Raw genomic sequence first — 24,454 nt, 5'->3', positions numbered from 1 at the left:
CGTCAGCGGAAGATGATCGTGCGCGTCCCGTCCAGCAGCACGCGCGACTGCGCGTACCAGGCCACGGCCTGACGCAGCGCCCGCGCCTCGGTGTCCTGACCGATCGACATCAGCTCCTGCGGGGAGCGGGTGTGGTCCACGCGGATCACCTGCTGCTCGATGATCGGGCCCTCGTCGAGGTCTGTGGTGACGAAGTGCGCGGTCGCACCGATCTGCTTCACCCCGCGGGCGTACGCCTGGCGGTACGGGTTCGCGCCCTTGAAGCCGGGAAGGAAGGAGTGATGGATGTTGATGCAGCGCCCGTTGAGGAACTCGACCAGCTCGGGGGAGAGGACCTGCATGTAGCGGGCGAGGACCACGAGCTCGATGTCCTGCTCCTCGACCACCTCACGCACCCGCTGCTCGAAGGCGGCCTTGTCCTCGGGGGAGGCGATGGGGCGGTGCTCGAAGGGCACGTCGTAGAACGCTGCGAGCTTCCCGACGGTGTCGTGGTTCGCGAGGATCAGCGGCACCTCGATCGGCAGGTGGCTGTTGTCGCGCTGGTAGAGCAGGTCGTTGATGCAGTGGGTCGTCTTGGAGGCGAGGATCAGCGTACGCACGGGACGGCCGACGACGTCGATGGCCCAGTCCAGCGAGAAGCGCTGGATCGCGGGTGCGAGCGCGGCGGTGACCTCGTCCTGCGAGGCCTCGGTGGCGATCACCACGCGCATGTAGAAGCGGTGGGAGTCGAAGCTCTCGAACTGACGGCTCTCGACGATGTTGCCGCCGGCCTCGAGCAGGGCTCCGGTGACGGCATGGACGATGCCCGGCTGGTCCTCGCACACGAAGGTGAGGACGAACTTGTGCGGGGCGGGCGCGGGGGAGGGCGCGGAGTTCTGCATGCCTGGGAGTGTAGGAGCGGAGCTCGGGTGCTCGCCGGGTCGCCCACGGGGATGGAAGCCCAGATCACGATTTGAGGACCGCGATCCAGGGCAGACGGGCTGCGTTGCCACACGCATTGCTGCACAGGCCCCCGCAGAGACGGGGACAGGCACTCCCCAGAATCTGGAAAGTGCCTGTCACCTGCGGTTCTCTCGGTCGGGCTGACAGGATTTGAACCTGCGACCCCTTGACCCCCAGTCAAGTGCGCTACCAAGCTGCGCCACAGCCCGAGATCCTCCGTCTCCGGAGGACCGAGGAACACAGTACCCCGATGGGGGCCTCGCGAGCCAATCGAGAGGGGCGTGACCTGCGGCACCCGTGGCGCACGCGCGTTCCGGGGCGGGGGTGCGATAGTGGAGGCGGATGCCCGCCCCGATGGCCCAGGAGGTTCGATGTCGACCGACGAGCAGGAGCTGCAGCGCTGGCGCGACGCCCTTGCCGAGCAGCCCACAGGATGGGACTTCTCCACCCTCACCGGCTTTCGCGAGGAAGAGCCGCCGTGGCGCTGGCGCACCGCCGTGGAGAACCTCTCCCAGAAGGCGGACCGGGTCCTCGACCTCGGCACCGGCGGGGGAGAGGTGCTCGCCTCCCTCGCGGATGCCCTGCCCGAGGGGACCGTCGCCACCGAGGGCTGGGCGCCGAACCTGCCTATCGCCCGGGAGCGCCTTGTCCCGCTCGGCATCGAGGTCGTCGAGCACGACTCCGAGGCGCCCGGTGCTCGCCTCCCGTTCGAGGACGACTCCTTCGACCTGATCCTCAGCCGCCACGAGGCGTTCGCTCCGGCCGACGTCGCCCGCGTGCTCCGCCCGTCCGGTGCGTTCCTCACCCAGCAGGTGGGCGGGGACGACCTCCGCGAGGTGCGCGAGGCCTTCGGGCTCGGCGACCCCCATGCGGACGTGACGCTGGAGAGCATGGTCCACGACCTCGTCGCCGCCGGGCTGCGGGTGGACCGCTCCCACGCCTTCCACGGCCGCTACGAGTTCGACGACATGTCGAGCCTGCTCGGCTACCTGCGCCGCGCCCCGTGGGATGCGCCGGAGGACCTCGACGTGGACCGCCACCGCGAGGCCCTCGAGCGCCTCGCAGCGCAGATGCAGGACGGGCCGCTCATCGCGACGGTCAGCCGTTTCGTGATCCTCGCCCGCGCCCCGGAGGCCCCGGACGCCGGCCGCGTCGACTTCTCGGCGCTGACCGGGCAGGACCTGGAGGTGCCCCGCGTCTGAGAGTCCCCGACACGGCCGTCGCTCCTACACTGCTGGCATGAGCACGCGACCAGGGAAGCTCCGCGAGGAGCATCCGACACCGCACGGTGAGACTCCGTACTCTCCCACCTCTCTCCTTCGCGCCCTCACCGCGGACCCGTACTCCGTCGACGACCTGCGCGAGCAGGAGCACCCCGCCGGCGAGGCGACCCCGCCCGACAACCGGGCCACCCGCACCATCACGCTGCTGCTGGCACTGCTGCTCGGCTTCGTCGTCAGCGCCGCGGTCGTGGACCTGCGGTACGACGCCGCCGCCGAGGACAGCCCCCGCGCGCTCCTCGAGCAGGAGGTGCGAGACACCCGTGCCGAGGCGGATCAGCTCGAGGAGCGTCAGGGCGAGCTCGAGGCGCAGATCGCCGAGGCCCAGGGTGTGGTGCTGGACGGGACGGACGACCGCTCCGCCGAGGAGCTCGCCGCGCACGAGCAGGCCGGCGCCGCGGTCGCGATGACCGGCCCCGGGATCGACCTCGTCCTGGACGATTCCGCCCCTCTGCCCTCGAGTCCCGGTGCCGGCCCCGGCGCCGTCAACCGCGTCACCGATGCCGACGTGCAGATCGCCGTGAACGGGCTGTGGGCCGCCGGGGCCGAGGCGATCGCCGTGAACGGTCAGCGCGTCTCCAGCACCACTGCGATCCGCACCGCCGGCTCCGCGGTCCTCGTCGACTTCCGGCCGCTGTCTCCGCCCTACCGGATCACCGCCCTCGGCGATCCCGAGCAGCTGCGCACCGGGGTCGAGGACTCCGAGTCCGGCGAGTACCTCGCGGACATCTCCTCCCGCTACGGCATCCAGCTCGCCTGGGAGCCGGGGGAGGAGCTGACCCTCCCGGCCCGCGCCGTCGGCACCCTGCGCGAGGCCACCGTGCCCGGGGCCGAGCCGGAGCCCGCCCCGGAGACCCCGCCGACCACCGCCCCGGACGACCCGCTGACCCGTCAGCCCGACAGTGCCGCGGCCACCACCGGCCCGGACCAGGAGGACCCTCTGTGATCGCCATCCTCGGACTCGTGCTGGGCATCGTGCTCGGCGTCGTGGTCCAGCCCGACATCCCCGTCGCGCTGCAGCCCTACCTCCCCATCGCGGTCGTGGCGGCGCTGGACACCCTCGCCGGCGGTCTCCGCGCAAGCCTCGACGGCGCCTTCGACTCCCACGTGTTCATCACGTCGTTCCTGTTCAACGTGCTGATCGCGGCGTTCCTCGTGTTCCTCGGCGATCAGCTCGGCGTGGGCTCGCAGCTGTCCACCGCGGTGATCGTGGTGCTCGGCATCCGCATCTTCTCCAACGCCGCCGCGATCCGCCGGCTCCTGTTCCGCTCATGAGCGACGGCACCCGCACCCCCGAGAGCCGAGGCCAGCAGCGCGTGGTCTGGCAGCGACTGCGCGACACCCTGCGGCCGCAGGCCAACCTCTCCCAGCTGATCGTGGGCCTGCTCTGCCTGCTCCTCGGTGTGTCCATCGCCGCGCAGGTGGGGCGCAACGACGACCAGCTGGAGGGCGCCACCCAGCAGGAGCTGGTGCGACTGCTGGACGAGTCCGGACGCCACGTCTCCGACCTCGAGGTGGAGAACGCCGAGCTGGACCGGACCCTGGAGACCCTGCGCTCCGGGCAGGAGGACGACGTCGCCGCGCGCAACGCCGCCGAGGATCGTCTCGAGGACCTCGAGATCCTCGCCGGCACCGCTCCTGCCCAGGGCCGCGGCATCATCGTCTCGATCGCCGACCCGCAGCAGGGGGTGCGCGCCTCGACCCTCCTCGGCGTGCTCCAGGAGCTGCGCAACGCCGGCGCCGAGGTCGTCCAGATCGGGGACGTGCGCGTGGTCGCCTCCACCTCGATCACCACCGCCGCTGACGGCACCCTCGAGGTCGACGGCACCGCGCTGACCGCCCCGTACACGCTGCGCGCGATCGGCGATCCGGCCGTGATGGAGCCCGCGCTGCGGATCCCGGGCGGTGCCGCGGATGCGGTCGCCGGCGACGGCGGCACCCTCGCCGCGACCGCGGAGGACGAGGTGCTGATCGACGCGACGGTGCCGCTGTCCGCCCCCGAGCACTCCCAGGTGGTCAAGTGATCGTCAAATCCTGACGTGGAGGCGGCAGGTCGGCCCGCCGGGCCTCGCGCCCGTGCGAGAATGGACGAGCGACGGCCTGCACTCTCATTCCGCTCTCAGACCGCAGAGCCGCAGCAGGCCAGGAAGGGGTGTGAGGTGTCCGGGAACACCGAGTGGAACGATGAGAATCTCGACCACACGTCGAAGCTGAGCGCGATCTCGCCCAACGATCCGCTGGAGGATGCCGAGCCCGGCCTGTCCTCGCAGGACCGTCGGGCGATCGAGAACCTGCCCCCGCGCAGCGCGCTGCTCATCGTGCGGAAGGGCCCGAACCTCGGCGCCCGCTTCCTGCTGGACTCCGAGACCACGATCGCCGGACGCCACCCCCAGAGCGAGATCTTCCTCGACGACGTCACGGTCTCGCGCAAGCACGCCGCGTTCGTCCGCGACGGCGAAGGCTTCCTGGTGCGCGACCTGGGCTCCCTCAACGGCACCTATGTCGGCAAGGACCGTGTCGAGGAGACGCGCCTGCACGCCGGCCAGGACGTCCAGATCGGCAAGTACCGCCTCACCTACCACCCGTTCCCCGGGACGGTCTGAGCGGATGCCGGCCTCCGCCTCGCGCAGGCCGAGCTCGTCCACCGCATCGCGCCTCAGCATCGGTCAGGTGCTCGAGCTCCTGCGGGACGAGTTCCCGGATCTCGCGCACTCCAAGCTCCACTACCTCGAGTCCGAGGGGCTGATCAGCCCCGAGCGGACCCCGGCCGGCTACCGCAAGTACAGCCGTGAGGACGTGGACCGGCTGCGGTTCGTCCTGCGCGCCCAGCGCGACCGCTTCTGGCCGCTCAAGGTCATCAAGGAGCATCTGCTCGAGCACGGCGTCGACTCCGAGGTCACCTCGATCGCCTCGCGGCCCGGGCCCAGCTCCACCCTGCAGCCCGTGCGCCTGGACCGTCGGGGACTGGCCCGCGAGGCCGCCGTGGACGACGACTTCCTCGCGGAGCTCGAGCAGTTCGGATTCCTCCCCGAGGGTGCGCTGTTCTACGGCGCCGCCGAGCTGGAGATCGTCACCTCCGCCCGTGACCTCGCCGATCAGGGCCTGCACCCCCGCCACCTGGTGATGGTCCGCACCGCCGCCGAGCGCGAGGCTCACATGATCCGCTCCGTGGCCCGGCCCCGCAGCCGCTCCGGCGACTCCGCCGCCCGCGGCGAGGCCGAGGACTTCGCCCGTGACCTGGGCGAATCCATGATCACCCTGCACGGCTCGGTACTGCGCACCCGGCTGCGGGAGATCTGAGAGACCCCGGTTCGTCACCTCTCCGTGACCTTCGGACGGCGCGTTGCTGTCGGCCGACGGGGACTTCGCGCTACCCTGTGAAGAGTGCTCTCACCCTTCCCCCTCTGAGAGCCGGAACCCGGAGGTAGCTGTGAACGCCACTCGCGGCGAGGATCGCACGGAGCAGTCCACCGTGCCCGCGGAGCCCGCCCAGGGTGTGCTCTTCGACGATGTCGTGGACACCCCAGGTGAGCTCGGATACCGCGGCCCGGCCGCCTGCAAGGCCGCCGGCATCACCTACCGCCAGCTCGACTACTGGGCGCGCACCGGGCTCGTCGAGCCCAGCGTCCGCGCCGCCCACGGCTCGGGCAGCCAGCGCCTCTACGGCTTCCGCGACATCCTCGTGCTCAAGGTCGTCAAGCGCCTCCTGGACACCGGCGTGTCCCTCCAGCAGATCCGCATCGCCGTCGGCGCGCTGCGCGAGCGCGGCATCGACGATCTCGCCGGCATCACCCTCATGAGCGACGGCGCCTCCGTCTACGAGTGCACCTCCGCCGAGGACGTCTTCGACCTCGTCCAGGGCGGTCAGGGCGTGTTCGGCATCGCCGTCGGCCGCGTGTGGCGCGAGGTCGAGAACGACCTCGCCGTGCTGCCCGGCGTCAACCCCGCCGACGACGCGGCCCTCGCCCTGCAGGACGAGCTCGCCGCCCGGCGCCGCTCCCGCCAGGCCGGCTGAGCCGCCGCGGGGCACGCCGCACCACGAACACCGCATAGAGCATCAGTACAGACGAACGGCGGGCCCCCGGGGAGGGGGGCCCGCCGTTCGCTGTCCGTACCGGATCGCTGTCTGCTCGGGGTCCGGCTCAGGCGTTCGGCTCAGGAGTTCTGGCGCGAGTCCATCACGGTTTTCAGCAGCGCATCGAAGTCCTCGGTGAGGCGCTGACCGGAGGCGCCCTCGTAGCGGTGCAGCGGCACCGCGCCGCCCTGCGCCTGCTGGAGGCCCACCCGCTCCTCGATGACCGGCTCGAGCACCGCGTCGCCGAACAGGTCCCGCAGCTCCGCGAGGCGGTACTGGTGCTCGACCGAGCGGGGACGGTACCGGTTCACGACCAGCCCCAGCGGCTGCAGGCGCGGCGCGATGCCCTCCTCCCGCATCTCGGTGGCGAGCTTCAGCGCACGATCCGCGGCGGTGACGGCGAAGAAGCCGGGCTCCGCGACGACCAGGGCCCGGTCGGAGGCGGACAGCGCCATCTGGGTCAGACCGTTCAGGGAGGGCGGACAGTCCACGAGGACGAGGTCGTACTGATGGGTGCGCTTGTCCAGCGCATCGTGCAGCCGACGCACCTCCTTCGGGCTCAGCGCCGGGGAGTCCATCACGGCGGAGCGGTTGGAGCCGGCGATGATGTCCAGATGGGACGCCGCACCCTCCGCCCACGGGGTGGGGGTGATCGCCCGGTCCACCGTCTCGGTGCGGGGCGAGGCGAGGACCTCGGCGATGTCCACGCCGGTGGCCGGCTCCCCGAGGAGCCCGAGGGTCGAGTCACCCTGGGGGTCCAGGTCGATGACGAGCGCATTCACCCCCTGGTGGAGGGCGGCAGAGGCCAGGCCCAGGGTCACGGACGTCTTGCCGACGCCGCCCTTCAGGGAACACACACTCACGATGAACACCCCCGCAGTCTACCGATCCCGGCCTGTACCCCGGTGGTGCGACGGGCGGTAACCTGCCGTGGTCCCACCCACCCTCTCGAAGGAGCACCCCACCATGGACCGGATCACCCATGAGCTGGTGCTCGAGGTCCTCGAGGGCTGCGCCGACAGCGCCCTGGCCGAGGCCTCCGCGCTCGGCCCCGCCCGCGCCGTCACCGCGACCGAGCTGAGCCTGACCACCGCGGACCTCGACGCGGTGCGCTCCCTGCGCCGGGTCGTCGCCGCCTCCACCGCGCTGACCGTCCCGGCCCGTCGGCCCCGCGAGCTGCTGGAGACCTCCGTGCAGCAGCGGCTCGGCGCGCTGCTCGAGGACCTGCGCCGTCAGCGCCCCCGCCAGACCTTCCACGGCCTGCGCCTCGAGGCCGCAGGCGCCGACACCCCGGACATGCGGCGCCTCGCCGACGCTCTCGCCGAGCTCGCGGGCCTGCCGGTGGCCGGCGAGGATGGCGACCTCGTCGCCCGTGTCCGCCGCGGCGCCGAGCCCGGGACCTGGCAGGTGCTGCTGCGCACCACCCCGCGGCCGCTCGCGACCCGGTCCTGGCGCGAGGTCGACTACCCCGGCGCCGTCAACGCCACCATCGCCGCGACCGTCCTGGACCTGCTCGGCATCAGCGAGGAGGACGAGGTGCTGGACATGACCTGCGGCTCAGGCACCTTCCTCGTCGAACAGCTGCACCTGGCCGTGCCCGCCCGCGCCGTCGGCGTGGACCTCGATCCCGCGGCGATCGACGCGGCGCGCCGCCATCAGCGCGCCGCCGGCCGCCGCGGCCGGATCGACTGGGTGGTCGGGGACGTGCGCACCGCGGACCTCGGGAGCGGCTTCACCAGGATCCTCAGCAACCCGCCGTGGGGCACCCTCCACGGCGAGCATTCCGAGAACGAGCAGCTGCTCACCGACCTCCTCGACCGCGCCGCGGAGCTGGCCGCGCCCCGCGCCCGGCTCGGGGTGCTCACCCACGAGATCACCCGCATGCACCGGGTGCTCGAGCAGGCGCCGGCGGGCTGGCGACCGGTGGGGGAGCACCGCTTCTTCCAGAAGGGCCACCACCCGCGACTGTTCCTGCTCGAGCGCGGCTGAGCCGCCGCGTCACCGCAGACCGGGGTTCAGAGCCCCCGTCGGCCGTCCTGGAGCGCGCGCCGCGCGGCCCCGTCGCCGTGCAGGCGCACCCGGGCGACGTCGTCCCGCCCGCTCACCCACAGCAGCAGCTCGAGCGGCTCGCCGTGCACGCGCAGGCTGCCTGCGGCCCTGCGCGACCCGAACCGCCGACCGCCGCGGGGCGAGACGAGGGTGACGTCGGCCCGCACCCGCATCGAGACCGGCGCCATCAGGCCGAGCGCCCGCCACGCGTCGTCCTCCCGCTCGCGGGAGAGCCGGCGCGGCTCCCAGCCGGGCTGCGCCCGGCGCAGGTCCTCGTGATGGATGAGCAGCTCGGCCTGGCCGGTGAGCGCGTCGAGACGGCCGACGGGGGAGAGCCGCCCCGGCCCCTGCCGGAAGCGCGCCACCTGCTCGGCCCACGGGACCTCGCGCCGTGCCGCACGGGACTCCGCCGCGCGCCTGCCGAGCGGTCCGGGAAGACGCTCGCCCACCAGCAGATGGGCACCGCCCTCCCGCAGCAGCAGGTGCTCGAGAAGGTCCGCCGCGTCCCAGCCGGGCAGGATCGTCGGCGCCTGCGGGCCGAGAGCGGCGAGGGTCGCGGCGAACTCCTCGCGCTCGGTGATGTCGGGTCGCTGAACGGAATTCTGCACGGAGGCTCCTCGCAGGGCGCTGGACGGGGCGGGCGGAGCCCAGCGTATGCGGCAGGCCCCGCCATGTCGCGGGTATGTCGCGCATCACGCCCCGGCCGGGCATCTCACGTCCCGCCAGGGCCCGGTCATGCCCGACACTGGGTGCATGGAACGACACGTGCGCGCATGGATGAGGGCCGAGGTGGCCCAGGACACCGACATCGCCCTGCTGGTGGCGATCTCCGACGCACCGGTGGGCGAGGAGACCCTGAGCGTCCTGGTCGACGGCGACGAGCACCCGGTCACCGAGACCCGGGACCGCTTCGGCAGCCGTCTCCATCTGATCAACGGCCTGCCCGGCGGGACCGTCGAGATCGTCTACGACGCACGGGGCGTGGGGCCGGCGACCGCGCCGCGCACCGACGAGGCGGACGCGGTGCTGCATCTGCGCCCCTCCCGCTACTGCGAGGTCGACGAGTTCGCGCGCATCGCCGAGGAGGTCGTGGGGGACCTCGAGGGTGTCGAGGCGCTCGACGCGGTCGTGGAGTGGGTCAGCAAGCACCTCGACTACGTGCCCGGCTCCAGCACGATCACCGACTCGGCGCGCACCACCTACATGTCCCGCCAGGGCGTGTGCCGCGACTTCGCGCACCTCACCGCGACCCTGCTGCGGGCCGCGGGCATCCCCGCCCGCTGCTCCTCGGTGTACGCGCCGGGGCTGAGCCCGATGGACTTCCACCTCGTGGTGGAGGCGCAGATCGACGGGCAGTGGCTGGTCGTCGACTCCACGCACCTCGCTCCGCGCGCGTCGATGGTGCGCATCGCCACCGGTCAGGACGCCGCGGACACCGCCTTCATGACCACCCTGACCGGCAACGTGACCCTCACCGGCATCCAGGTCACCGCGCTCGTGGACCCGGAGCTGCCCAAGGAGCGGTGGTCGGAGCGGCTCGAGCTGCGCTGAGCCGGCCCACCTGAGCGCTCGGGTCCCTCAGGCCTGCGGGCTCGCAGGTTTGCGGGTCTCGGGCCTGCGGGCCCTCAGGCCTGCGGGCTCCCGGGTCCGGCCGACGGGTTCTCGCCGTCGGCCGACGGGCCGTCCCCCCGGGGGTCGTCCTCGGGGGAGCCGGCCTCGCGGGAGACGTCCGCGGGGGAGTTGTCCGCGGGGGAGTCGCCCTCACGAGAGTCGCCCTCGCCCTGCTCCGCCTCGAAGCTCGCGAGGTACTCCTCGACCTCCGCGGCGATCGCGTCCGCCGTGGGGACCTCCCCGCCGATGCCGGAGGTGATCATGCGGTCGAAGCGCTGCTCGAGACCGGTGACCATCTCCTGCAGCTGCGGCTGGGACCGGATCTGGGCGTCGACCGCCTCGCGCACCGGACCGGCCTGCGCCTCCAGCGCGTCGACCGCGATCTGCGGGCCCGACTCCTCGGTGACCGCGCCGAGCAGGGCGATCGCCGCATCGGGGTAGGACATCTCGTGCAGGTACTGCGGCACGTGCACGGTCAGGCCCACCACGTCGTGCCCGCCCTCGGCCAGGCGCATGGTCAGCAGCGCCGTGAACGGGGCGCGCAGGCGGAAGGTGCCGGGCATGGTGCGGCGCACCGCGATGGAGTCGGGATTGCCGGCGAAGCGGGTCACCGGCAGCTCGCGGGTGTGGGGGACCGGGGCGGGGAAGCCCTGCAGCAGCAGGGTCCGCTCGATGCCTAGCTGCTCCACGACGATCCGCAGCGCCGAGGCGACGCGCTCCCACTGGAAGGACGGCTCCGGGCCGGTGAGCAGGAAGAACGTGGTCCCGTCGGCACCGGTGACCTCGTGCAGCAGGATCTCGGGGCGCTCGTAGTCGTCGAAGTGGTCGAGCTGGAGCGTCACCTCGGGGCGCCGCCCCGCGTAGTCGTACACCTGGTCCATGTCGAGCCGGCCCACCACGCGGCTGGACAGGGTGTTGAGCAGGTGGTCGTCGGTCAGGTGCTGGGCGTCGCCGGCGTCGGAGAACGCGCCGAGGGTGACCAGGAGCGTGCGGCCGCGCAAGGAGCGCGAATCCACATGGCGCTCGTAGCTGAACAGGGTCGTCGGATCCATCATGACCTCCTGGGCGCGGGCCGCCCTCGCGGGGCGGGAAGAGTGACCTCCAGATCAACGGCGCCGCCGCCGGAACTATTCCGCCGCGAGCGCACTCCGGCACGGAATGGTGCAGTTCACAGGAGTGCGGTCACCGGAGAACGGCAGTCACAGGAGAACGGCCCTCACAGGAACATCGCCGCGGTGTCGATCGCGAGCCGCATCGCGAGCGCACCGGTGACCACGAGGAACACGATCCGCACGAAGTGCGAGCCGAGCCTCAGCGCGAGGCGCGCTCCGAGGTAGCCGCCCATCAGGTTGGCCACCGCCATCAGCCCGCCGAGCACCCACCACACGTGCCCCTGCAGCCCGAACACGAGGAGCGCGCCGACGTTCGTGGTGAGGTTCGCGAGCTTCGCGTGGACGCTCGCCTCGAGGAAGCCGTACCCCAGCAGCGCCACCATCGCGATGATGAAGAAGGAGCCGGTGCCCGGGCCGAGCACCCCGTCGTAGATCCCGACCACCCCGCCGATCCCGCCTGCGCGCAGCACGTGCCCGCGGCCGCTGTGCCGGGGCGCGTGCTCCAGCCCCATCTGCGGCTTCAGCAGCGTGTACGCGCCCACGCCCAGCAGCGCCACCAGCACGATCGGGGTCAGCCAGGGCCTGGGGAGGAAGGACGCCATCCCCGCCCCGGCCGCACTGCCGGCGAGCGCGCACACCACCAGCGGCAGCGCCGTCGCCGCCACCGGCGTGATGCGACGGATGTACGTCAGCGTCGACACGGTCGTCCCCGCGGCGGAGGCGATCTTGTTCGTGCCCAGCACCGCGCCGCTCGGTGCGTCGGCCGGCATCGCGGTGAGCAGGGCGGGCAGCTGGATCAGCCCGCCGCCGCCTACGACGGCGTCCACCCAGCCGGCCACGAACGCGGCGGCGACCAGGAGGACGAGGGTGAGGGCGGAGAGCTGCATGAGCTCGTCGAGCAGGGGCACCGCTCCAGTGAACCACCGTGCGGCGGGTCCTGCGCGCACGGTCCCGGTCCTGAGAGACTGCGGCCATGCGCGCACTGATCTGGGACCTCGGCGGCACCCTCGTGGACACCTACCCGGACGTGGACCGGGCGCTCGCCTCCGCGCTCGGGGTCGAGGTCGACGACGCGCTGCTCGCCGAGGTCGGCGCGCTCACCCGCGTCTCCAGCGGACAGGCGATCACCGCCCTCGCCACCCGCTACGACGTGCCCGCGGAGGTGCTCCGCGCGGCGTACGAGGCCACCAAGGACCACTGGGAGCAGAGCCCTCCGCCGGTCATGGACGGGGCGCGGGAGCTGATGGCGGCGGTGCTGGAGGCGGGCGGCCTGAACCTCGTGGCCACGCACCGCGAGCGCACGAGCGCGACGGCACTGCTCGACCAGCTGGGCCTGGAGGTGGACGGGATGGTCTGCGCGCCCGACGGCTTCGCCCGCAAGCCCGATCCCGCGATGACCCTCGCCCTGCTCGCCGAGCACGATCTCGACCCCGCCGAGTGCCTCGCCGTGGGGGACCGGCCGGCGGACGTGGAGGCCGCGGAGGCCGCCGGGGTGGAGGGCTGGATGCTCGTCACCCCGGGAATCCCCCTCACCGCACCGGGGGACCGCCGGACACTTTCGCTGCGCACCCTCATTCCCCTGTTCGCAGCCTCTGACCAGCCCTAATGTGAGCTGCGTGGCGCCGCGCCGGGCGATGCCGCGGAGAGGGCGCCATGCTGGTGAGGATGGCCGCGGGGATGCTGCGGCGGGACCGGGCTGTCGCCCTGACCCTGGCAGGACTCCTGGCGCTCTCGGCGCTGCTCGCCTGTGCGGGCGCAGGTCTCATGGCGCGCCTCGTCGGCGCCGGGGACGCGCTGCTGGACCGGGCCGACGCCCCGCATCTGGTGCAGATGCACACCGGCGACCTCGACCCCGCCGCGATCGACGCCTTCGCCGCCTCCCAGGACGCGGTCACCGCCCATCGGATCAGCCCGCTGCTCGGCATCGACGGGGCCGAGCTGCTCCTGGACGGGCGGTCGCAGGAGGGCAGCGTCCAGGAGAACTCCCTCACCGTCCCCGATCCCGAGCGGGACCTGCTGCTGGACCTCGAGGACCGGCCCGTCACCGCGGTCGCGCGCGGGCAGATCTGGTTGCCCCTCTATCACCGCCTCGAGACCGGGCTCGAGGTCGGCTCGACCGTCACGATCCTCGCGCCCGACGGATTCCGCCGCGATCTCGAGGTCGCCGGCTTCTTCCGCGACTCCACCATGAACACTGCGATCGCGGGCTCCAAGCGCCTGGCCGTCCATCGGGACGACCTCGCCGACATCGCCGCCCACACCGGGACCCCTGAACAGCTGATCAGCTTCTGGGTCGAGGACCCCGCCGCCCGGCTGCCCGCCCTGCGCACCGCCTATCAGGAGGCGGGCCTGCCGTCGGCCGGACCGATGGTGGACCGCTCCGCCTTCGCGCTCTTCGCGATCATCGCCGAGGGGCTCGTCGGCGCCGTGGTGCTCGCCGCCTCCCTGCTCGTGCTCGTCGTGGGGCTGCTGTGCCTGCGCCTGGCCGTGCGCACGGCCCTGGAGCGGAACCGACGGGAGATCGCCGTGCTGCGCGCCATCGGCGTGTCCTCCCCGGACGTGCGCCGCCTCCATCTGCTCACCTATGCCCTGATCGCCGTGCCGGCGGCGCTCGCGGGGCTCCTCGCGGGCACCGCGCTCGCCCCGGTGCTCTCCGCGGACCTCGTGCGCTACACCGGCCATCAGGGAGGCCCGCACGTGCTCCTCGTCCCCGCCGCGGTCGCCGCGCTGCTGGTCGCCTCGGTGCTCGCCACCGTCGCCCTCCAGCTGCGCGCTCTGCTGCGCAGGGAGCCGGCGGAGGACCTGCGCGCCGGTGCCCGCACGGCCCGACCCGGGCGACTGCGACTGCACCGCTCGCCCCTGCCCGTGGGGCCGAGCCTCGGCGTCATGGCGCTGCTGCGCCGCGGCGGCGGGGCTCCGCTGCTGGCCGGGGTGTTCGCGGTGTGCGCCGTGCTCGTCATGCTTCCCGCCGCGATGGCCTCCACGCTCGCCGCCCCGCAGCTGTCCGCGCAGCTCGGCTTCGGCGACGGCGACGTGCGGATCGACCTGCGCCACTCCGGCCCCGCGGACGCGGCCCGCTTCGAGACCGCCGAGCAGCTGCTCGCCGACGACCCCCGGATCGCGTCCCACACGGCACTGGTCTCCACCCGCCACCTGGTCGAGGGCGGCGACGGCGTGCCCTTCTCCCTGCCCGTCGCCGGCGGCGACCACGGCACCTCCGGGTCCGGGTACGCGCAGGGCCGCCCGCCCGCGGCGGCCGACGAGATCGCTCTGTCGCTCACGGCCCTGGCCGAGACCGGCCGCGACATCGGCGACACCCTGCCCGTGCAGGCGGACGGGACGTGGCAGGACCTGCGCATCGTCGGCTCCTACCAGGACCTCACCTACGGCGGGATCACAGCCCGCGCCCAGCTCCCCGTCGAGGGCGAACAGGTGCTGTGGTACGTCCTCGGCGCGGAGCTCCTCCCGGGGGCCGACGGGGACGCGGTCCTCGCCGACCTCGCCGGCGCCCTGCCCGGTGCGCGGGTCTCCGACACAGTCGAGTACCGTGCCCAGCTCCTCGGCCCGATCGCCGAGCGGATGGACGCGACCGCCCGCCTCGCCATCGCCGTCTCGCTCGCGCTCGCGATGCTGTTCGCCGCGATGGTGACCCGGCTCTGGCTCGCCGCCGAGGCGGGGGAGATCGCGATCCGCAGCGCCCTCGGGGCCACGCCCGCAGGGCTCCGCGCGCCCTACCTCACCCGGGTGCTGCTCGCCCTCGCCGCCGGTACGGTGCTCGGCGCGGTCCTCGCCCCGGTCGCCGGACGCACGCTGCTGAACGCGCTGCTCGAGGTGATGACCGGTGGGGTGCAGGCCCTCTTCTCCGGCACCAGCCGCCTCGACCTCGTGATCGACCCGCTGGGCACCCTCGTCGGCCTGCCGCTCGCCCTCGCCGCCGCCGTGGTCGCCGCGACCCTGCTCACTACCCACGCCCTGCGCACGGTCCACGTGCGCACCGTCACCGCCGACTGAGCCCGCCCGCCCCGCGCCCTCGCCCGTCCATCCCGAAGGGACCCGCCATGACCTCTCCTGCCACCTCCTTCGACCCCCGCGGCGCCGAGTCCGGCGCCGTGGACGATGCGCCCCTGCTCATCGCCCGCGACCTGCACCACCGCCTGGGAGGCACCGAGATCCTCCACGGTATCGACCTCGAGCTCGGTGCCGGGGAGTTCCTGGCGATCACCGGACCCTCCGGCTGCGGGAAGTCGACCCTGCTGACCCTCCTCGCCGGCCTCGAGCGACCCGGCTCCGGCACGGTGCTGTGGGCGGGGGAGGAGCTCGCCGGCCGCTCCGAGCGGGAGCTGTCCAGGCACCGCCTGCTGGACGTCGGCTTCGTCTTCCAGCGCTTCCACCTGCTCGGTACCCTCACCCTGCTGGACAACGTGGCGATGCCGGGCCTGATGGCGCGCCGCGCCCCGCGCCGGGAGGTCCGGGAGCGGGCGCTGGAGCTGATGGAGCGCCTCGACGTCGCCCACCTCGCCGAGCGGGGCGTGGGCGAGGCGTCCGGTGGTCAGCTGCAGCGGGTCGCGATCGCGCGCGCCCTGATCAACCGTCCCCGTCTCGTCGTGGCCGACGAGCCCACCGGCGCGCTGGACTCCGCGGCGGGGACCGGTGTGATGGAGGCGCTCGAGGCCGTGGTCGCGGACGGCGCCGCTCTGGTCCTGGTCACGCACGACGACTCCGTCGCCGCCCGCGCCCACCGCAGGGTCGCGATGGCCGACGGCAGGATCGTCGCGGGGGAGCCGCTCCTGAGCTGATGCTCGGCGGCGCCGCGCCCGTCAGCCCCGCGCGCCCTCGCGCCCGCCGAGCCGCGCGGTGATCATCGCGGCGGTCTCCAGCACCGCCTCCATGAGCTTCTCCTGGGTGCCCAGGTGCTGCACGCGGGTGCGGGGCGCGCTGGCGGTGAGGCAGCCGGCGATCTCGCCGCGGTAGTCGTGCACGGGCGCGGAGACGCCGTACTCCTCGACGGTGGTGCCGCCGTCGTTGATCGCGACCCCGGCCTCGCGCACCTCGGCGAGCGCGGCGCGCGCCTCCTCCAGGGAGCCGTCGAACTGGATGGAGCCGTCCGGCGAGAGGAGCCGCTCGACCTCCTCGTCCGGCAGCGTCGCGAGGAAGACCCGCACCGAGGAGCTGGCGAAGCGGTGGTAGCGGGTGCCGATCGAGGCGGAGTGCTTGACCTGATGGGGGCTCGCGTACTGCTCGACGACCACGCCCTCGGCGCCGTTCCAGATCGCGATCGCGGAGGTCTCGCCGGTGGTGTCGGTGAGCTCCTCGAGGTACGGGGCGGCGACGCGGCGGATGTCGAGCTCGGCCAGCAGCGGTCCGGCCAGACCGATCATCCCCAGGCCCAGGCGGTAGCGGCCGGTGGACTCGTCGCGCTCGACGTACCCGGCCTCGGCCAGGCCCGTGAGCATGCGGGAGACGGTGGACTTGTGCAGGTCGACGATCGCGGAGATCTCGGTGACCCCGAGCTGCGGCCGTGAGGAGGTGGCGAGGGCCTCGAGCACGGCGAAGCCGTTCAGCAGCGAGGCGGCGGCGCCCTGCTTCTCCTGCGAGGTGGTGCGCTCCTGGGTCATGGGGTCCTCTTCCTGGGGGAGACGTGGTGGGAAGTGTATGTCGGGGCGCAGGTCGGACAGCGCAGGTCGCCCGGCGCAGGGGCTGTCTGCGCAGCGTCGGCCGACGGGGGACGGCCCGGCACTCGCGGGGAGTGCCGGGCCGTCACCGGGAGGCGCTGCGGATCAGGCGGGATCCGCGGGGGCCTCGACCTCGGGCTGGGGGTCCGAGAGGGTCTTGGGGACCGTGTCCTCGAACTGGGGGAGGTTGTTGAGGTACTCGACCACCGTGTCGGTGGACTCCACGTCGCCGAACTTGTTGTCGATGTCGTAGAGGTTCCACTGGACGACACCGGGGACGCGGTCGCCGATGGTCTCGCGGGGGATGATCGGGCGGAAGCCCTTGGCGATCGCGTCCTCCACGGTGTGGCGCACGCAGCCGGCCGCGGTGGCGCCGGTGACGATCAGGGTGTCGATCCGGTTCGAGGTCAGGAAGAGCTCGAGGTTGGTGCCCGGGAACGCGGAGGCGCGGTTCTTCTCGATGACGACCTCGCCCTCGGCCGGGGCGATGCGGTCGTCGATCTGGGCCCAGTAGGAGTCCGCCGGGAGGGTCTCGGTGGGGATCTTGGAGTACCACAGGCCCATGTCGTTGGTGCCCGAGGACGCGTCGCGGTTGCGGTACACGTTGGTGGTGTAGAAGACCGGCACGCCCTTGGCGCGGGCCGCCTCGTTGATGCGCTGCACGTTGGGGATGATCGTGTCCATCCCGGCGCAGGTGAAGGGGTGACCGGGGCGGGTCCAGGCGTTGGCGAGATCGATGTGGATCACCGCGGGGCGGTTGCCGAAGCCGATGCGGCGCTTGAAGCCGCGCTCGTTGTAGGTCTCGACGCCGGCCTGGAAGGCCTCCTCGAGAACGGCCGCCAGGCGGGCCTCGATGTCGTTCGCGGTGCCGGTCGAGGTCTCGATCGTGTCAGTCATGGTGCTCTCCGTGTTCCTTCTGTGTGTTGTCGGTTCAGCAACGGGGTTGCTGAAGAGAATACTGTAGCGCGTATCACGTCTCGGGGCCAGTTCTTCGCCGCTCCGGGACCCGGGGTGTCAGTCGGTGCGGACCGCGCGCGGGTCCACGTTGCGCGCACCGAGGATGACCAGGCCGGACAGCAGGATCGGGACGCAGCCCCAGATCATGAACGAGGTGCCCCAGCCGGTGCCGGAGGCGAGGGAGGCGGTCACGCCGATGCCGGCGATGAGCGCGCCCAGCTGGCCGCTGGCGTTGATGATCGAGCCGCCCGTGGCGCGGGTGTGGGCGGGGAAGCTCTCGCCGTTGAAGAACAGCAGCGCGGCGAACGGGCCGATCAGGAAGAAGAGCCCGGCGCTGTACAGCGCGATGATCAGCCCGAAGCTGCCCTGCGGGGCGAGCACCAGGGCCAGGAAGGACACGCCGGAGAGGAGCCAGCCCAGCGCGATGGAGTTGCGTCGGCCGATGCGGTCGCCGAGCCAGCCGTGGAACAGGTAGCCGAGGAACGCGGTGCCGTTGGAGACGATGAGGATCGCCAGCGCGTTGGTGAAGGGCACGTCCTTGCCGTCCGCGGCGGTGAGATACGAGGTCCCCAGCATCACGAAGCACAGCACGCCGAACCAGCTGAGCATGAACGCGATCGAGATGACGATCGTGGGGCGGAGGGAGACGCCCTTGAACGCGGCGGCCAGCGGCGTGGACTGCTCGGTGAGGTCGATGCCGGCCTCGCGGGCGAGCGCGTACGCCTCGGCGGTGTGGCCGGACTTCAGCAGGCGGTCCGCCTCGCGGCGCAGCACGAACTGCGGGGTCTCCTTGAGCTTCTTGGCCGCCAGGAGGATGAACACCGCCGGGAACACGGCCACGAGGAAGGGCAGCTCCCAGCCGCCGACGGGGAAGAGCAGGTAGACGGACACCGCGGCGAGCACGGAGCCGACCGGCCAGCCCGACTGGACCAGGGAGTAGATGAAGCCGCGGCGCTTGGCCTTCTTCGCATCGGTGTGGGTCTGCGCGAACATCTCGTTGAGATAGGTGGCGTTGATGGCCTGCTCGGCGTAGCCGAGGCCGGCCATCGAGCGCACCAGGACCAGCAGGATGATGCCGAGGCCGCCGATGAGGCCGGCGACCCAGCCCGCGGCGGCGGTGAGGCCGGAGGCGACGGCGGCGCCGGCGACGGCGAGGACGATGCCCTTGCGGCGTCCGAACCTGTCCACGATCGGACCGATGCCGAAGGCGACCAGCGCCGTGCCCGCGGTGACCGCGGTGTTGATGCCGGTGGACTGGGCGTCGGTCCAGCCGAGGTCGGCGGCCATGGCCGGCAGCAGGTTGCCGAACAGGACGAAGTCGTATACGGCGAAGGTCCAGGCGAAGAAGCACAGCACGAGGGCCCAGTTGAGGTCCTTCTCGCCGATCTTCGGGGCCTTCGCGAGGCCTGCGGCGACGAGCGAGCTGTCGAACGGGGCCTTGCGTGCGGGGTCGTCGGTGGTGTCGTGGATGGAGGTGTTCATGGCGGGGTTCCCTCTCGCGGGACCAGGGATCTCCCTGCGGGAGATCGTGGGGATGGGGACTGCGTGGTGCAGGTGATGGGGGAGCGGGCGCCGAGCGGGGTTCTCCCGTCACGGCCGTCCGGGTCCGGGTATGGGAGGACCCGGCGCCGCCATCGTCGGCGCCGGGTCCTGCACTGCGGGGTGCTGCTGCTTCAGGGGATCCTTGGGGTCACGGTCCCGGGGCCGGTGGCGGGAGCGGGGGCTCCCGCCACCGGTTCGGTCAGATGCCGGCGGGAGCGAGTTCCTCGTCGGCCGCGGGCACCTACTCCTCGGAGTCGGTCGTCGCCCGCGCTGCCCGGAGGGCGTCGGTCGCGGCGCCGTCCAGGACGAGCTTGCCGTTCTCCTCGCGGAGCACCACGCCGTAGTCGGCCTCGGCCGCCTCGCGGTTCGTGAAGCCGTCCAGGACGTCCTCGAGGACCTTCTGCGGATCGCGGTTCAGCGGATCGCCGAAGCCGCCGCCCGAGGGGACCGTGATGGTCAGCGAGTCGCCGGCCTCGATCTTGAAGCCCGTGACCTTCGAGGGCCAGTGCTCCTCGCCCTCGCGGCCCTTGTTCTTCACGATCGACGCGTTCAGGCCGTCGTGGCCGCCGAACACGCCCCACGGGACGTCCGAGTCGTGGCGCTCGCCCTCGCAGGTGACCACCGTGTCCGTGAGGAACGTGTTCTCGCGGACGATGCCGATGCCGCCGCGGTGCTCACCGGCCGCGGCCGGCTCCTCCCGCAGCTCGTAGCGGTCGGTCCGCATCGGGAAGCGCCACTCGAGCTCCTCGATGGGGTTGTTGCGCGTGTTGGCGATGAGGTTGTCGGTCGAGTCGGGGCCGTCCGAGTGGGCGCGGCCGCCGTAGGAGCCTTCGTTCACCTCGAGGTAGACCCAGTACTCGCCCGCGTTCTCGTCCCAGCCGGCGTAGGACATGAAGTGGATGTGGGCGGAGTTGCCCGCCGTCACCCGCTCGGGGATCTGGGGCGCGAGCGCCCGCAGGGCCAGGTCCACCGCGCGCTGCACCTGCGAGAAGCGGGAGAAGGTCGCGGCCGGGTAGGTCGGGTTGAAGATCGTGCCCTCGGGGGCGATGACCTTCAGCGGCTTCAGCATGCCCTCGTTCTGCGGGACGTGGACCGGGAAGGCGACCTCGTCCAGGAACATCATGCGGGTGATGAAGGTGAAGGCCGAGACCGTCGTCCCCTCGAAGGCGCAGTTGTAGGCGGTGGGCACCTGCGGCGAGGAGCCGGTGAGGTCGTAGGTGATCTCGTCGCCCTCGATGATGACCTTGACCGCGATCGGCAGCTTCTCGCCGTAGTTGCGGCCGTCGTCGTCCAGGTAGCCGACCTCGGTCTCGTACACGCCGTCGGGGATCTTCGCGATCTCCTGGCGCAGCATGCGCTCGGAGTAGTCGATCCACGACTGGCCCGCCTCGCGCACGGCCGGGTAGCCGTAGCGCTCGATGAGGGACAGGTAGCGCGACTTGGCGAGGGTGCAGGCCGCGATCATGGCCTGGAAGTCGCCGAGGTTCGAGGTGGGGGTGCGGGAGTTGTTCAGGATGTGCCGCATCAGCGACTCCTGGCGCACGCCCTTCTCGTAGATCTTCACGGCGCGGAAGATCTGACCCTCGGACTGGATGTCCTGGATGTCGACCATCAGGCCGGAGAACGCACCGCCGTTGTCGATCAGCTGCCCGGAGGCGCCGGCGAAACCGACCAGCTCGCCGTCGTGGAAGATCGGCTCGATCACCGCGACGTCGGGGGAGTGGGTCGCCCCGAGGTAGGGGTCGTTGTGCAGGATGACGTCGCCCTCGTGGATGTCGTCGCCCAGCACCGAGATGACGCCCTTGACGATCTTAGGCATGGAGCCCATGAACATCGGGGTCGAGTCGGACTCGGCCAGGACGTTGCCGTCCTTGTCGAACAGGCCCGCGCCGAGGTCCTCGGACTCGCGGATGATCGAGGAGTAGGCCATGCGGAACAGGACCGAGGCCATCTCCTTGGCGGCCGAGCTCAGGGCGCCGCCGATGACGCGCATGAGGATCGGGGTGGCGAGCTCCACGTCCGCGGCCTGTACGGCCGGGCAGGTGATGACGATGTTGCCGGCCTCGTCGACGACGCCGGTGAAGGCCGGCGGCACGACGATGGTCGAGTCGTACTGCTCGATGATGACCGGGCCGGTGAACTCGGTGCCGATCGCGAGCTTGTCGCGGTCGTAGAAGCCGGTGGCGATGGTCTCGGGCTTGCCGTCGACGCTGAAGGTGACGTCGCGGGTCTCGACCAGGGCGCCCTCGAGGCTGCCGCCCTGCGGTGCCTGCGCGGCGGGCAGGTCGTCCATGATGCCGATGGCCTCGACGCGGATGGTGATCAGCTCGACCTCGCCCTCGGCGAAGCGGTGGCCGTACTCGGCGAAGTGCGCCTCGTGGAAGGCCTCCTCGGCGGCCTTGAGCCAGGCCTCGTCGACCGGGCCCTCGGGGACGTCGAAGCGGATCTCGTAGCCCTGGCCGGCGTAGCGGGCGTCGGCCTTCCAGTCGATCTTGCGGCGCTCCTGGGGGACGTCCTCGGCGTCGAGCTGGGCGATGGCCCGCTTCTCGAGCGCCTCGAAGCCCTTCTGGACCAGCTCGGGCTGCGGGTCGGCGAAGCGCATGCGCAGCGTCGACATGAACTCGTACTCCTCGTCGGTGGCGAGGAGGCCGATCGCGGCGATGATGCCCGGGTGGGCGGGGACCAGGACGTTCGGGATCTCGAGCTCGGCGGCGATCTCGCAGGCGAACAGCGATCCCGCGCCGCCCTCGGCGACCAGGGTGAAGTCGCGCGGGTCGTAGCCGCGGCGCACCGAGTTCTGCTCGATGGCCTGGGTCATGCCGAACTTCTGGATCTGGAGGGCGCCGAGGGCGGCCTCCTCGATGGACATGTCGAGCTTGTCCGCGAGGCCCTTCATCGCCTCGCGGGCGGAGTCGATGTCGAGGTCCATGTCGGAGCCGGCCAGGACGCGGTCCGGGCGCATGCGGCCCAGCAGCACCTGGGCGTCGGTCGAGGTGGGCTCGGTGCCGCCGCGGCCGTAGCAGACCGGGCCGGGCACGGCGCCCGCGGACTGCGGTCCGACGCGGAACACGCCGCCCGCGTCGACGTAGGCGATCGAGCCGCCGCCGGCGCCGATGGTGTCGACGTCGACCATGGGGACCATGGCCTGGTAGTCGCCGATCTTGGTGTCCAGGAGGTGGCGCATGCGCAGCTCGCCCCCGTGGGCCACGCCGATATCGGCCGACGTGCCGCCGATGTCGAGGGTGACGACGTTGTCGAAGCCGGACTGCTTGCCGGCCCAGACGCCGCCGATGAGGCCGCCGACGGGGCCGGACATCATCAGGGTCACGGGCAGCTTCGCGGCCTCGTCGATCGGGACCATGCCGCCGGAGGACTGCATGAGCAGGATCTCGCGCTGGTAGCCGAGTCCGCGGGCGGCCTCCTGGAGGCGGCGCAGGTAGCGGGAGACCTTGGGGCCGACGTAGGCGTTCAGCGCCGTGGTGGAGAAGCGCTCGTACTCGCGGTACAGGGGCACGATCTCGCTGGAGAGGGAGAGGTACGCCTCGGGGAACTCCTCGCGCACGATCTCGCCGATGCGCTGCTCGTGGGAGTCGTTGAGGTAGCTGTGGAGCAGGCAGACGGCGATCGCCTCGACACCGGCCTCCTTCAGCTCGCGCACGCGCTGGCGGACCTCGTCATCGTCCAGCTCGATGAGCACGTCGCCGTGCGGCGCGGTGATGCGCTCGCGCACGGTCAGGCGGTGGCGGCGCTTGGCCAGGGGGTGGGTCTGCCAGGGCAGGTCCTGCTGGAGCGAGAAGTTGTAGGGCTTCTTGTGCCGCGCGATGTGGAGGATATCGCGGAAGCCCTCGGTGGTGATCATGCCGACCTCGGCGCCCGTGTGGGTCAGGGCCGTGTTGGTCGCGACGGTGGTGCCGTGCACGAGCTGATCGATCTCCGACAGCGGGACGCCCGCCTTCTCGGAGAGCCGGGTCAGGCCGTTGATGACCGCCTCGGAGGGATCGTGCGGCGTGGAGGGGACCTTCTCGACGACCGCGACGCGGTTCTCGTCGTCGGAGAAGTACAGGTCGGTGAACGTGCCGCCGACGTCGACGCCGATTCTCTTCATGGTGGATCCGATCCTTCCGAGGGGGGTTCCTGGTCCGCGGACACGAAGGTGACGTGCGCCATCTCCGTGTTGCTTGGAGAGCACCGTATATGCGATCCCAGCAACCCGCAATGGCCCCTTTCGCCGTGACCTTTCCGTGACCTACCGGGAGGACGGGGGAGTGGAGCTTGCCAGAAGGGCAGTCACGGGGGTATGCGCGCGGCGCCAGGACGGCGCTCGCGCGACCCTCAGACGGCGCGCAGTGCGGGGTCCAGGCGCAGCTGCCCGAGGGCCTCGTTGCGTTGGACCAGGCTGAGGAGCGCGGCGATCGCGATCGCGATGCCGCTCATCTCGCACAGCTCCTCGAGCATCGTCCCGTAGATGTAGCGGTTGTCGACCATCCAGTCCATCGCGGCCAGATGGTTGCCGTTGAGGGTCTCGATGCCGACGGCGCCGACGAGGAAGAGCGCACCGCCGAGGAGGATGCCCCAGGTGGCGCGCCGGGGGAGCGAGAGCACCAGGCGCAGCAGGAGGAGTCCGATCATGAGCGCGATCGGCGCACCGACGAGCGCCCAGGTGAAGCCGACCTCGACGGGCAGCATTGCGGCGATCCGGTCGCCGGGCACGTCGAGCCGCTCGTGCACCTCGAGGTACTCGTCGACCGACGCGACCAGTGCCACCACGGACAGCAGCCACCAGGAGCCGCGCAGGCGCGGCCGGGTCAGGGCGATCGCGGCGGCGAAGGCGCCGAGCAGCAGCCAGAGGCCGGAGTTGTACCAGGTGGCCATGTTGTACTCGCGACCCACGTCGAAGTACCAGAACACCGTGTGGAAGTTCTGCGACCTCACGCCGGTGGTGCGCTGGTGCGCGGTGAGCGTCACGAGCGCCACGAGGATGATCCCGGCGGCCACCGCGATGAGGCCGAGCGCGATGCGGCGCAGGGGGAGCGGGCGGAAGTCCCGCTCCTCGGCGGGCGCGCTGCCCTCTGTAGGGGCGCGACCCTCGGCGGGGGAGTCGGCGGGAACGGTCTCGCGACCGGGTTCGGGCACAGTCATGACCGCCATTCTGTGAACAGCAGATGAGGAGCGGCTGAACGGCAGATGTGGAAGTTCTCATCTGGCCAGGTGGAG

The 24,454-nt window shown here is 72.0% G+C and carries 22 protein-coding genes and 1 tRNA gene; 12 read left to right on the top strand and 11 right to left on the bottom strand.

The genetic code is table 11. The features are described 5' to 3' along the window. Positions 1 to 2 precede the first annotated feature (2 nt). Positions 3 to 881 carry a formyltetrahydrofolate deformylase gene (gene purU / locus HNR70_RS06645; RefSeq protein WP_184324955.1) on the bottom strand — a complete coding sequence of 293 codons (879 nt, stop codon included), beginning with the start codon at positions 879 to 881 and terminating at the stop codon, positions 3 to 5. 196 nt (positions 882 to 1,077) lie between these two features. Beyond that, a tRNA-Pro gene (locus tag HNR70_RS06640) sits at positions 1,078 to 1,151 on the bottom strand. Positions 1,152 to 1,313: 162 nt separating this feature from the next. Between HNR70_RS06640 and HNR70_RS06635 the strand changes: the two genes are divergently transcribed. From HNR70_RS06635 to HNR70_RS06605, 7 genes are all read left to right on the top strand, one after another. Beyond that, the gene (locus tag HNR70_RS06635) at positions 1,314 to 2,144 is read left to right on the top strand and encodes a class I SAM-dependent methyltransferase (RefSeq protein ID WP_184324954.1); all 831 of its coding nucleotides are present in this window, start codon (positions 1,314 to 1,316) and stop codon (positions 2,142 to 2,144) included. 37 nt (positions 2,145 to 2,181) lie between these two features. Continuing rightward, complete coding sequence (locus HNR70_RS06630) at positions 2,182 to 3,168, top strand: DUF881 domain-containing protein (RefSeq protein WP_184324953.1); 987 nt, start codon at positions 2,182 to 2,184, stop codon at positions 3,166 to 3,168. Then, entirely contained in the window at positions 3,165 to 3,497 is a 333-nt protein-coding gene (locus tag HNR70_RS06625) for a small basic family protein (protein ID WP_184324952.1), read from the top strand. The genes HNR70_RS06630 and HNR70_RS06625 overlap by 4 nt, the downstream gene beginning before the upstream one ends. Continuing rightward, entirely contained in the window at positions 3,494 to 4,246 is a 753-nt protein-coding gene (locus HNR70_RS06620; protein ID WP_184324951.1) for a DUF881 domain-containing protein, read from the top strand. Before HNR70_RS06625 ends, HNR70_RS06620 begins: the two co-directional genes overlap by 4 nt. Before the next feature lie 135 nt (positions 4,247 to 4,381). After that, positions 4,382 to 4,825 (top strand): FHA domain-containing protein, encoded by a 444-nt coding sequence (locus HNR70_RS06615; RefSeq protein ID WP_184324950.1) that lies wholly within the window; start codon positions 4,382 to 4,384, stop codon positions 4,823 to 4,825. Between the two features lie 4 nt (positions 4,826 to 4,829). Next, positions 4,830 to 5,522 carry a transcriptional regulator FtsR gene (ftsR, locus tag HNR70_RS06610; RefSeq protein WP_184324949.1) on the top strand — a complete coding sequence of 231 codons (693 nt, stop codon included), beginning with the start codon at positions 4,830 to 4,832 and terminating at the stop codon, positions 5,520 to 5,522. A 130-nt stretch (positions 5,523 to 5,652) separates the two neighbouring features. Further along, positions 5,653 to 6,237, top strand: a complete 585-nt coding sequence (locus HNR70_RS06605) for a MerR family transcriptional regulator (RefSeq protein ID WP_184324948.1) — start codon at positions 5,653 to 5,655, stop codon at positions 6,235 to 6,237. A 140-nt stretch (positions 6,238 to 6,377) separates the two neighbouring features. Here the strand turns inward: HNR70_RS06605 and HNR70_RS06600 are convergent, their stop codons facing one another. After that, positions 6,378 to 7,169, bottom strand: coding sequence for a ParA family protein (locus tag HNR70_RS06600; protein WP_184324947.1), 792 nt, complete (start codon positions 7,167 to 7,169; stop codon positions 6,378 to 6,380). A gap of 58 nt (positions 7,170 to 7,227) precedes the next feature. Between HNR70_RS06600 and HNR70_RS06595 the strand changes: the two genes are divergently transcribed. Further along, positions 7,228 to 8,286, top strand: a complete 1,059-nt coding sequence (locus HNR70_RS06595; RefSeq protein ID WP_312857590.1) for a methyltransferase domain-containing protein — start codon at positions 7,228 to 7,230, stop codon at positions 8,284 to 8,286. Between the two features lie 26 nt (positions 8,287 to 8,312). Here HNR70_RS06595 and HNR70_RS06590 read toward each other — a convergent pair whose 3' ends face one another. Then, a complete protein-coding gene (locus tag HNR70_RS06590) occupies positions 8,313 to 8,954 on the bottom strand; it encodes a TIGR03085 family metal-binding protein (protein WP_184324946.1) in 642 nt (213 codons plus the stop codon). Positions 8,955 to 9,099: 145 nt separating this feature from the next. On the opposite strand from HNR70_RS06590, the gene HNR70_RS06585 reads away from it, so the two are divergent. Beyond that, positions 9,100 to 9,897 (top strand): transglutaminase-like domain-containing protein, encoded by a 798-nt coding sequence (locus tag HNR70_RS06585; RefSeq protein ID WP_246375167.1) that lies wholly within the window; start codon positions 9,100 to 9,102, stop codon positions 9,895 to 9,897. 74 nt (positions 9,898 to 9,971) lie between these two features. Here the strand turns inward: HNR70_RS06585 and HNR70_RS06580 are convergent, their stop codons facing one another. Both HNR70_RS06580 and HNR70_RS06575 read right to left on the bottom strand, forming a co-directional pair. Next, a complete protein-coding gene (locus HNR70_RS06580; protein ID WP_184324944.1) occupies positions 9,972 to 11,009 on the bottom strand; it encodes a PAC2 family protein in 1,038 nt (345 codons plus the stop codon). A 164-nt stretch (positions 11,010 to 11,173) separates the two neighbouring features. Beyond that, on the bottom strand, positions 11,174 to 11,977 hold the full coding sequence (locus HNR70_RS06575) for a TSUP family transporter (RefSeq protein WP_184324943.1): 804 nt from the start codon (positions 11,975 to 11,977) through the stop codon (positions 11,174 to 11,176). A 65-nt stretch (positions 11,978 to 12,042) separates the two neighbouring features. Between HNR70_RS06575 and HNR70_RS06570 the strand changes: the two genes are divergently transcribed. From HNR70_RS06570 to HNR70_RS06560, 3 genes are read left to right on the top strand one after another with little or no spacing between them, the layout of a single operon-like run. Next, positions 12,043 to 12,675, top strand: a complete 633-nt coding sequence (locus tag HNR70_RS06570) for an HAD-IA family hydrolase (RefSeq protein WP_184324942.1) — start codon at positions 12,043 to 12,045, stop codon at positions 12,673 to 12,675. A 47-nt stretch (positions 12,676 to 12,722) separates the two neighbouring features. Next, positions 12,723 to 15,080, top strand: a complete 2,358-nt coding sequence (locus HNR70_RS06565; RefSeq protein WP_184324941.1) for an ABC transporter permease — start codon at positions 12,723 to 12,725, stop codon at positions 15,078 to 15,080. Between the two features lie 47 nt (positions 15,081 to 15,127). Continuing rightward, on the top strand, positions 15,128 to 15,865 hold the full coding sequence (locus HNR70_RS06560) for an ABC transporter ATP-binding protein (RefSeq protein ID WP_184324940.1): 738 nt from the start codon (positions 15,128 to 15,130) through the stop codon (positions 15,863 to 15,865). Between the two features lie 21 nt (positions 15,866 to 15,886). On the opposite strand, the gene HNR70_RS06555 is transcribed toward HNR70_RS06560, so the two are convergent. From HNR70_RS06555 to HNR70_RS06535, 5 genes are all read right to left on the bottom strand, one after another. Then, entirely contained in the window at positions 15,887 to 16,684 is a 798-nt protein-coding gene (locus HNR70_RS06555; protein WP_184324939.1) for an IclR family transcriptional regulator, read from the bottom strand. Between the two features lie 162 nt (positions 16,685 to 16,846). Further along, positions 16,847 to 17,638 carry an N-carbamoylsarcosine amidohydrolase gene (locus HNR70_RS06550; protein WP_221421104.1) on the bottom strand — a complete coding sequence of 264 codons (792 nt, stop codon included), beginning with the start codon at positions 17,636 to 17,638 and terminating at the stop codon, positions 16,847 to 16,849. A gap of 117 nt (positions 17,639 to 17,755) precedes the next feature. Continuing rightward, the gene (locus HNR70_RS06545) at positions 17,756 to 19,180 is read right to left on the bottom strand and encodes an MFS transporter (protein ID WP_184324938.1); all 1,425 of its coding nucleotides are present in this window, start codon (positions 19,178 to 19,180) and stop codon (positions 17,756 to 17,758) included. Positions 19,181 to 19,481: 301 nt separating this feature from the next. Further along, complete coding sequence (locus HNR70_RS06540; RefSeq protein ID WP_184324937.1) at positions 19,482 to 23,345, bottom strand: hydantoinase B/oxoprolinase family protein; 3,864 nt, start codon at positions 23,343 to 23,345, stop codon at positions 19,482 to 19,484. A 227-nt stretch (positions 23,346 to 23,572) separates the two neighbouring features. Continuing rightward, on the bottom strand, positions 23,573 to 24,379 hold the full coding sequence (locus HNR70_RS06535; RefSeq protein WP_246375166.1) for a DUF8692 domain-containing protein: 807 nt from the start codon (positions 24,377 to 24,379) through the stop codon (positions 23,573 to 23,575). Positions 24,380 to 24,454 lie beyond the last annotated feature (75 nt).

This window comes from Brachybacterium aquaticum (assembly GCF_014204755.1).
GTDB classification, from domain to species: domain Bacteria; phylum Actinomycetota; class Actinomycetes; order Actinomycetales; family Dermabacteraceae; genus Brachybacterium; species Brachybacterium aquaticum.
The sequence above is the reverse complement of the archived record's forward strand: the minus strand, read 5'-3'. Positions and strand labels throughout refer to the sequence as shown.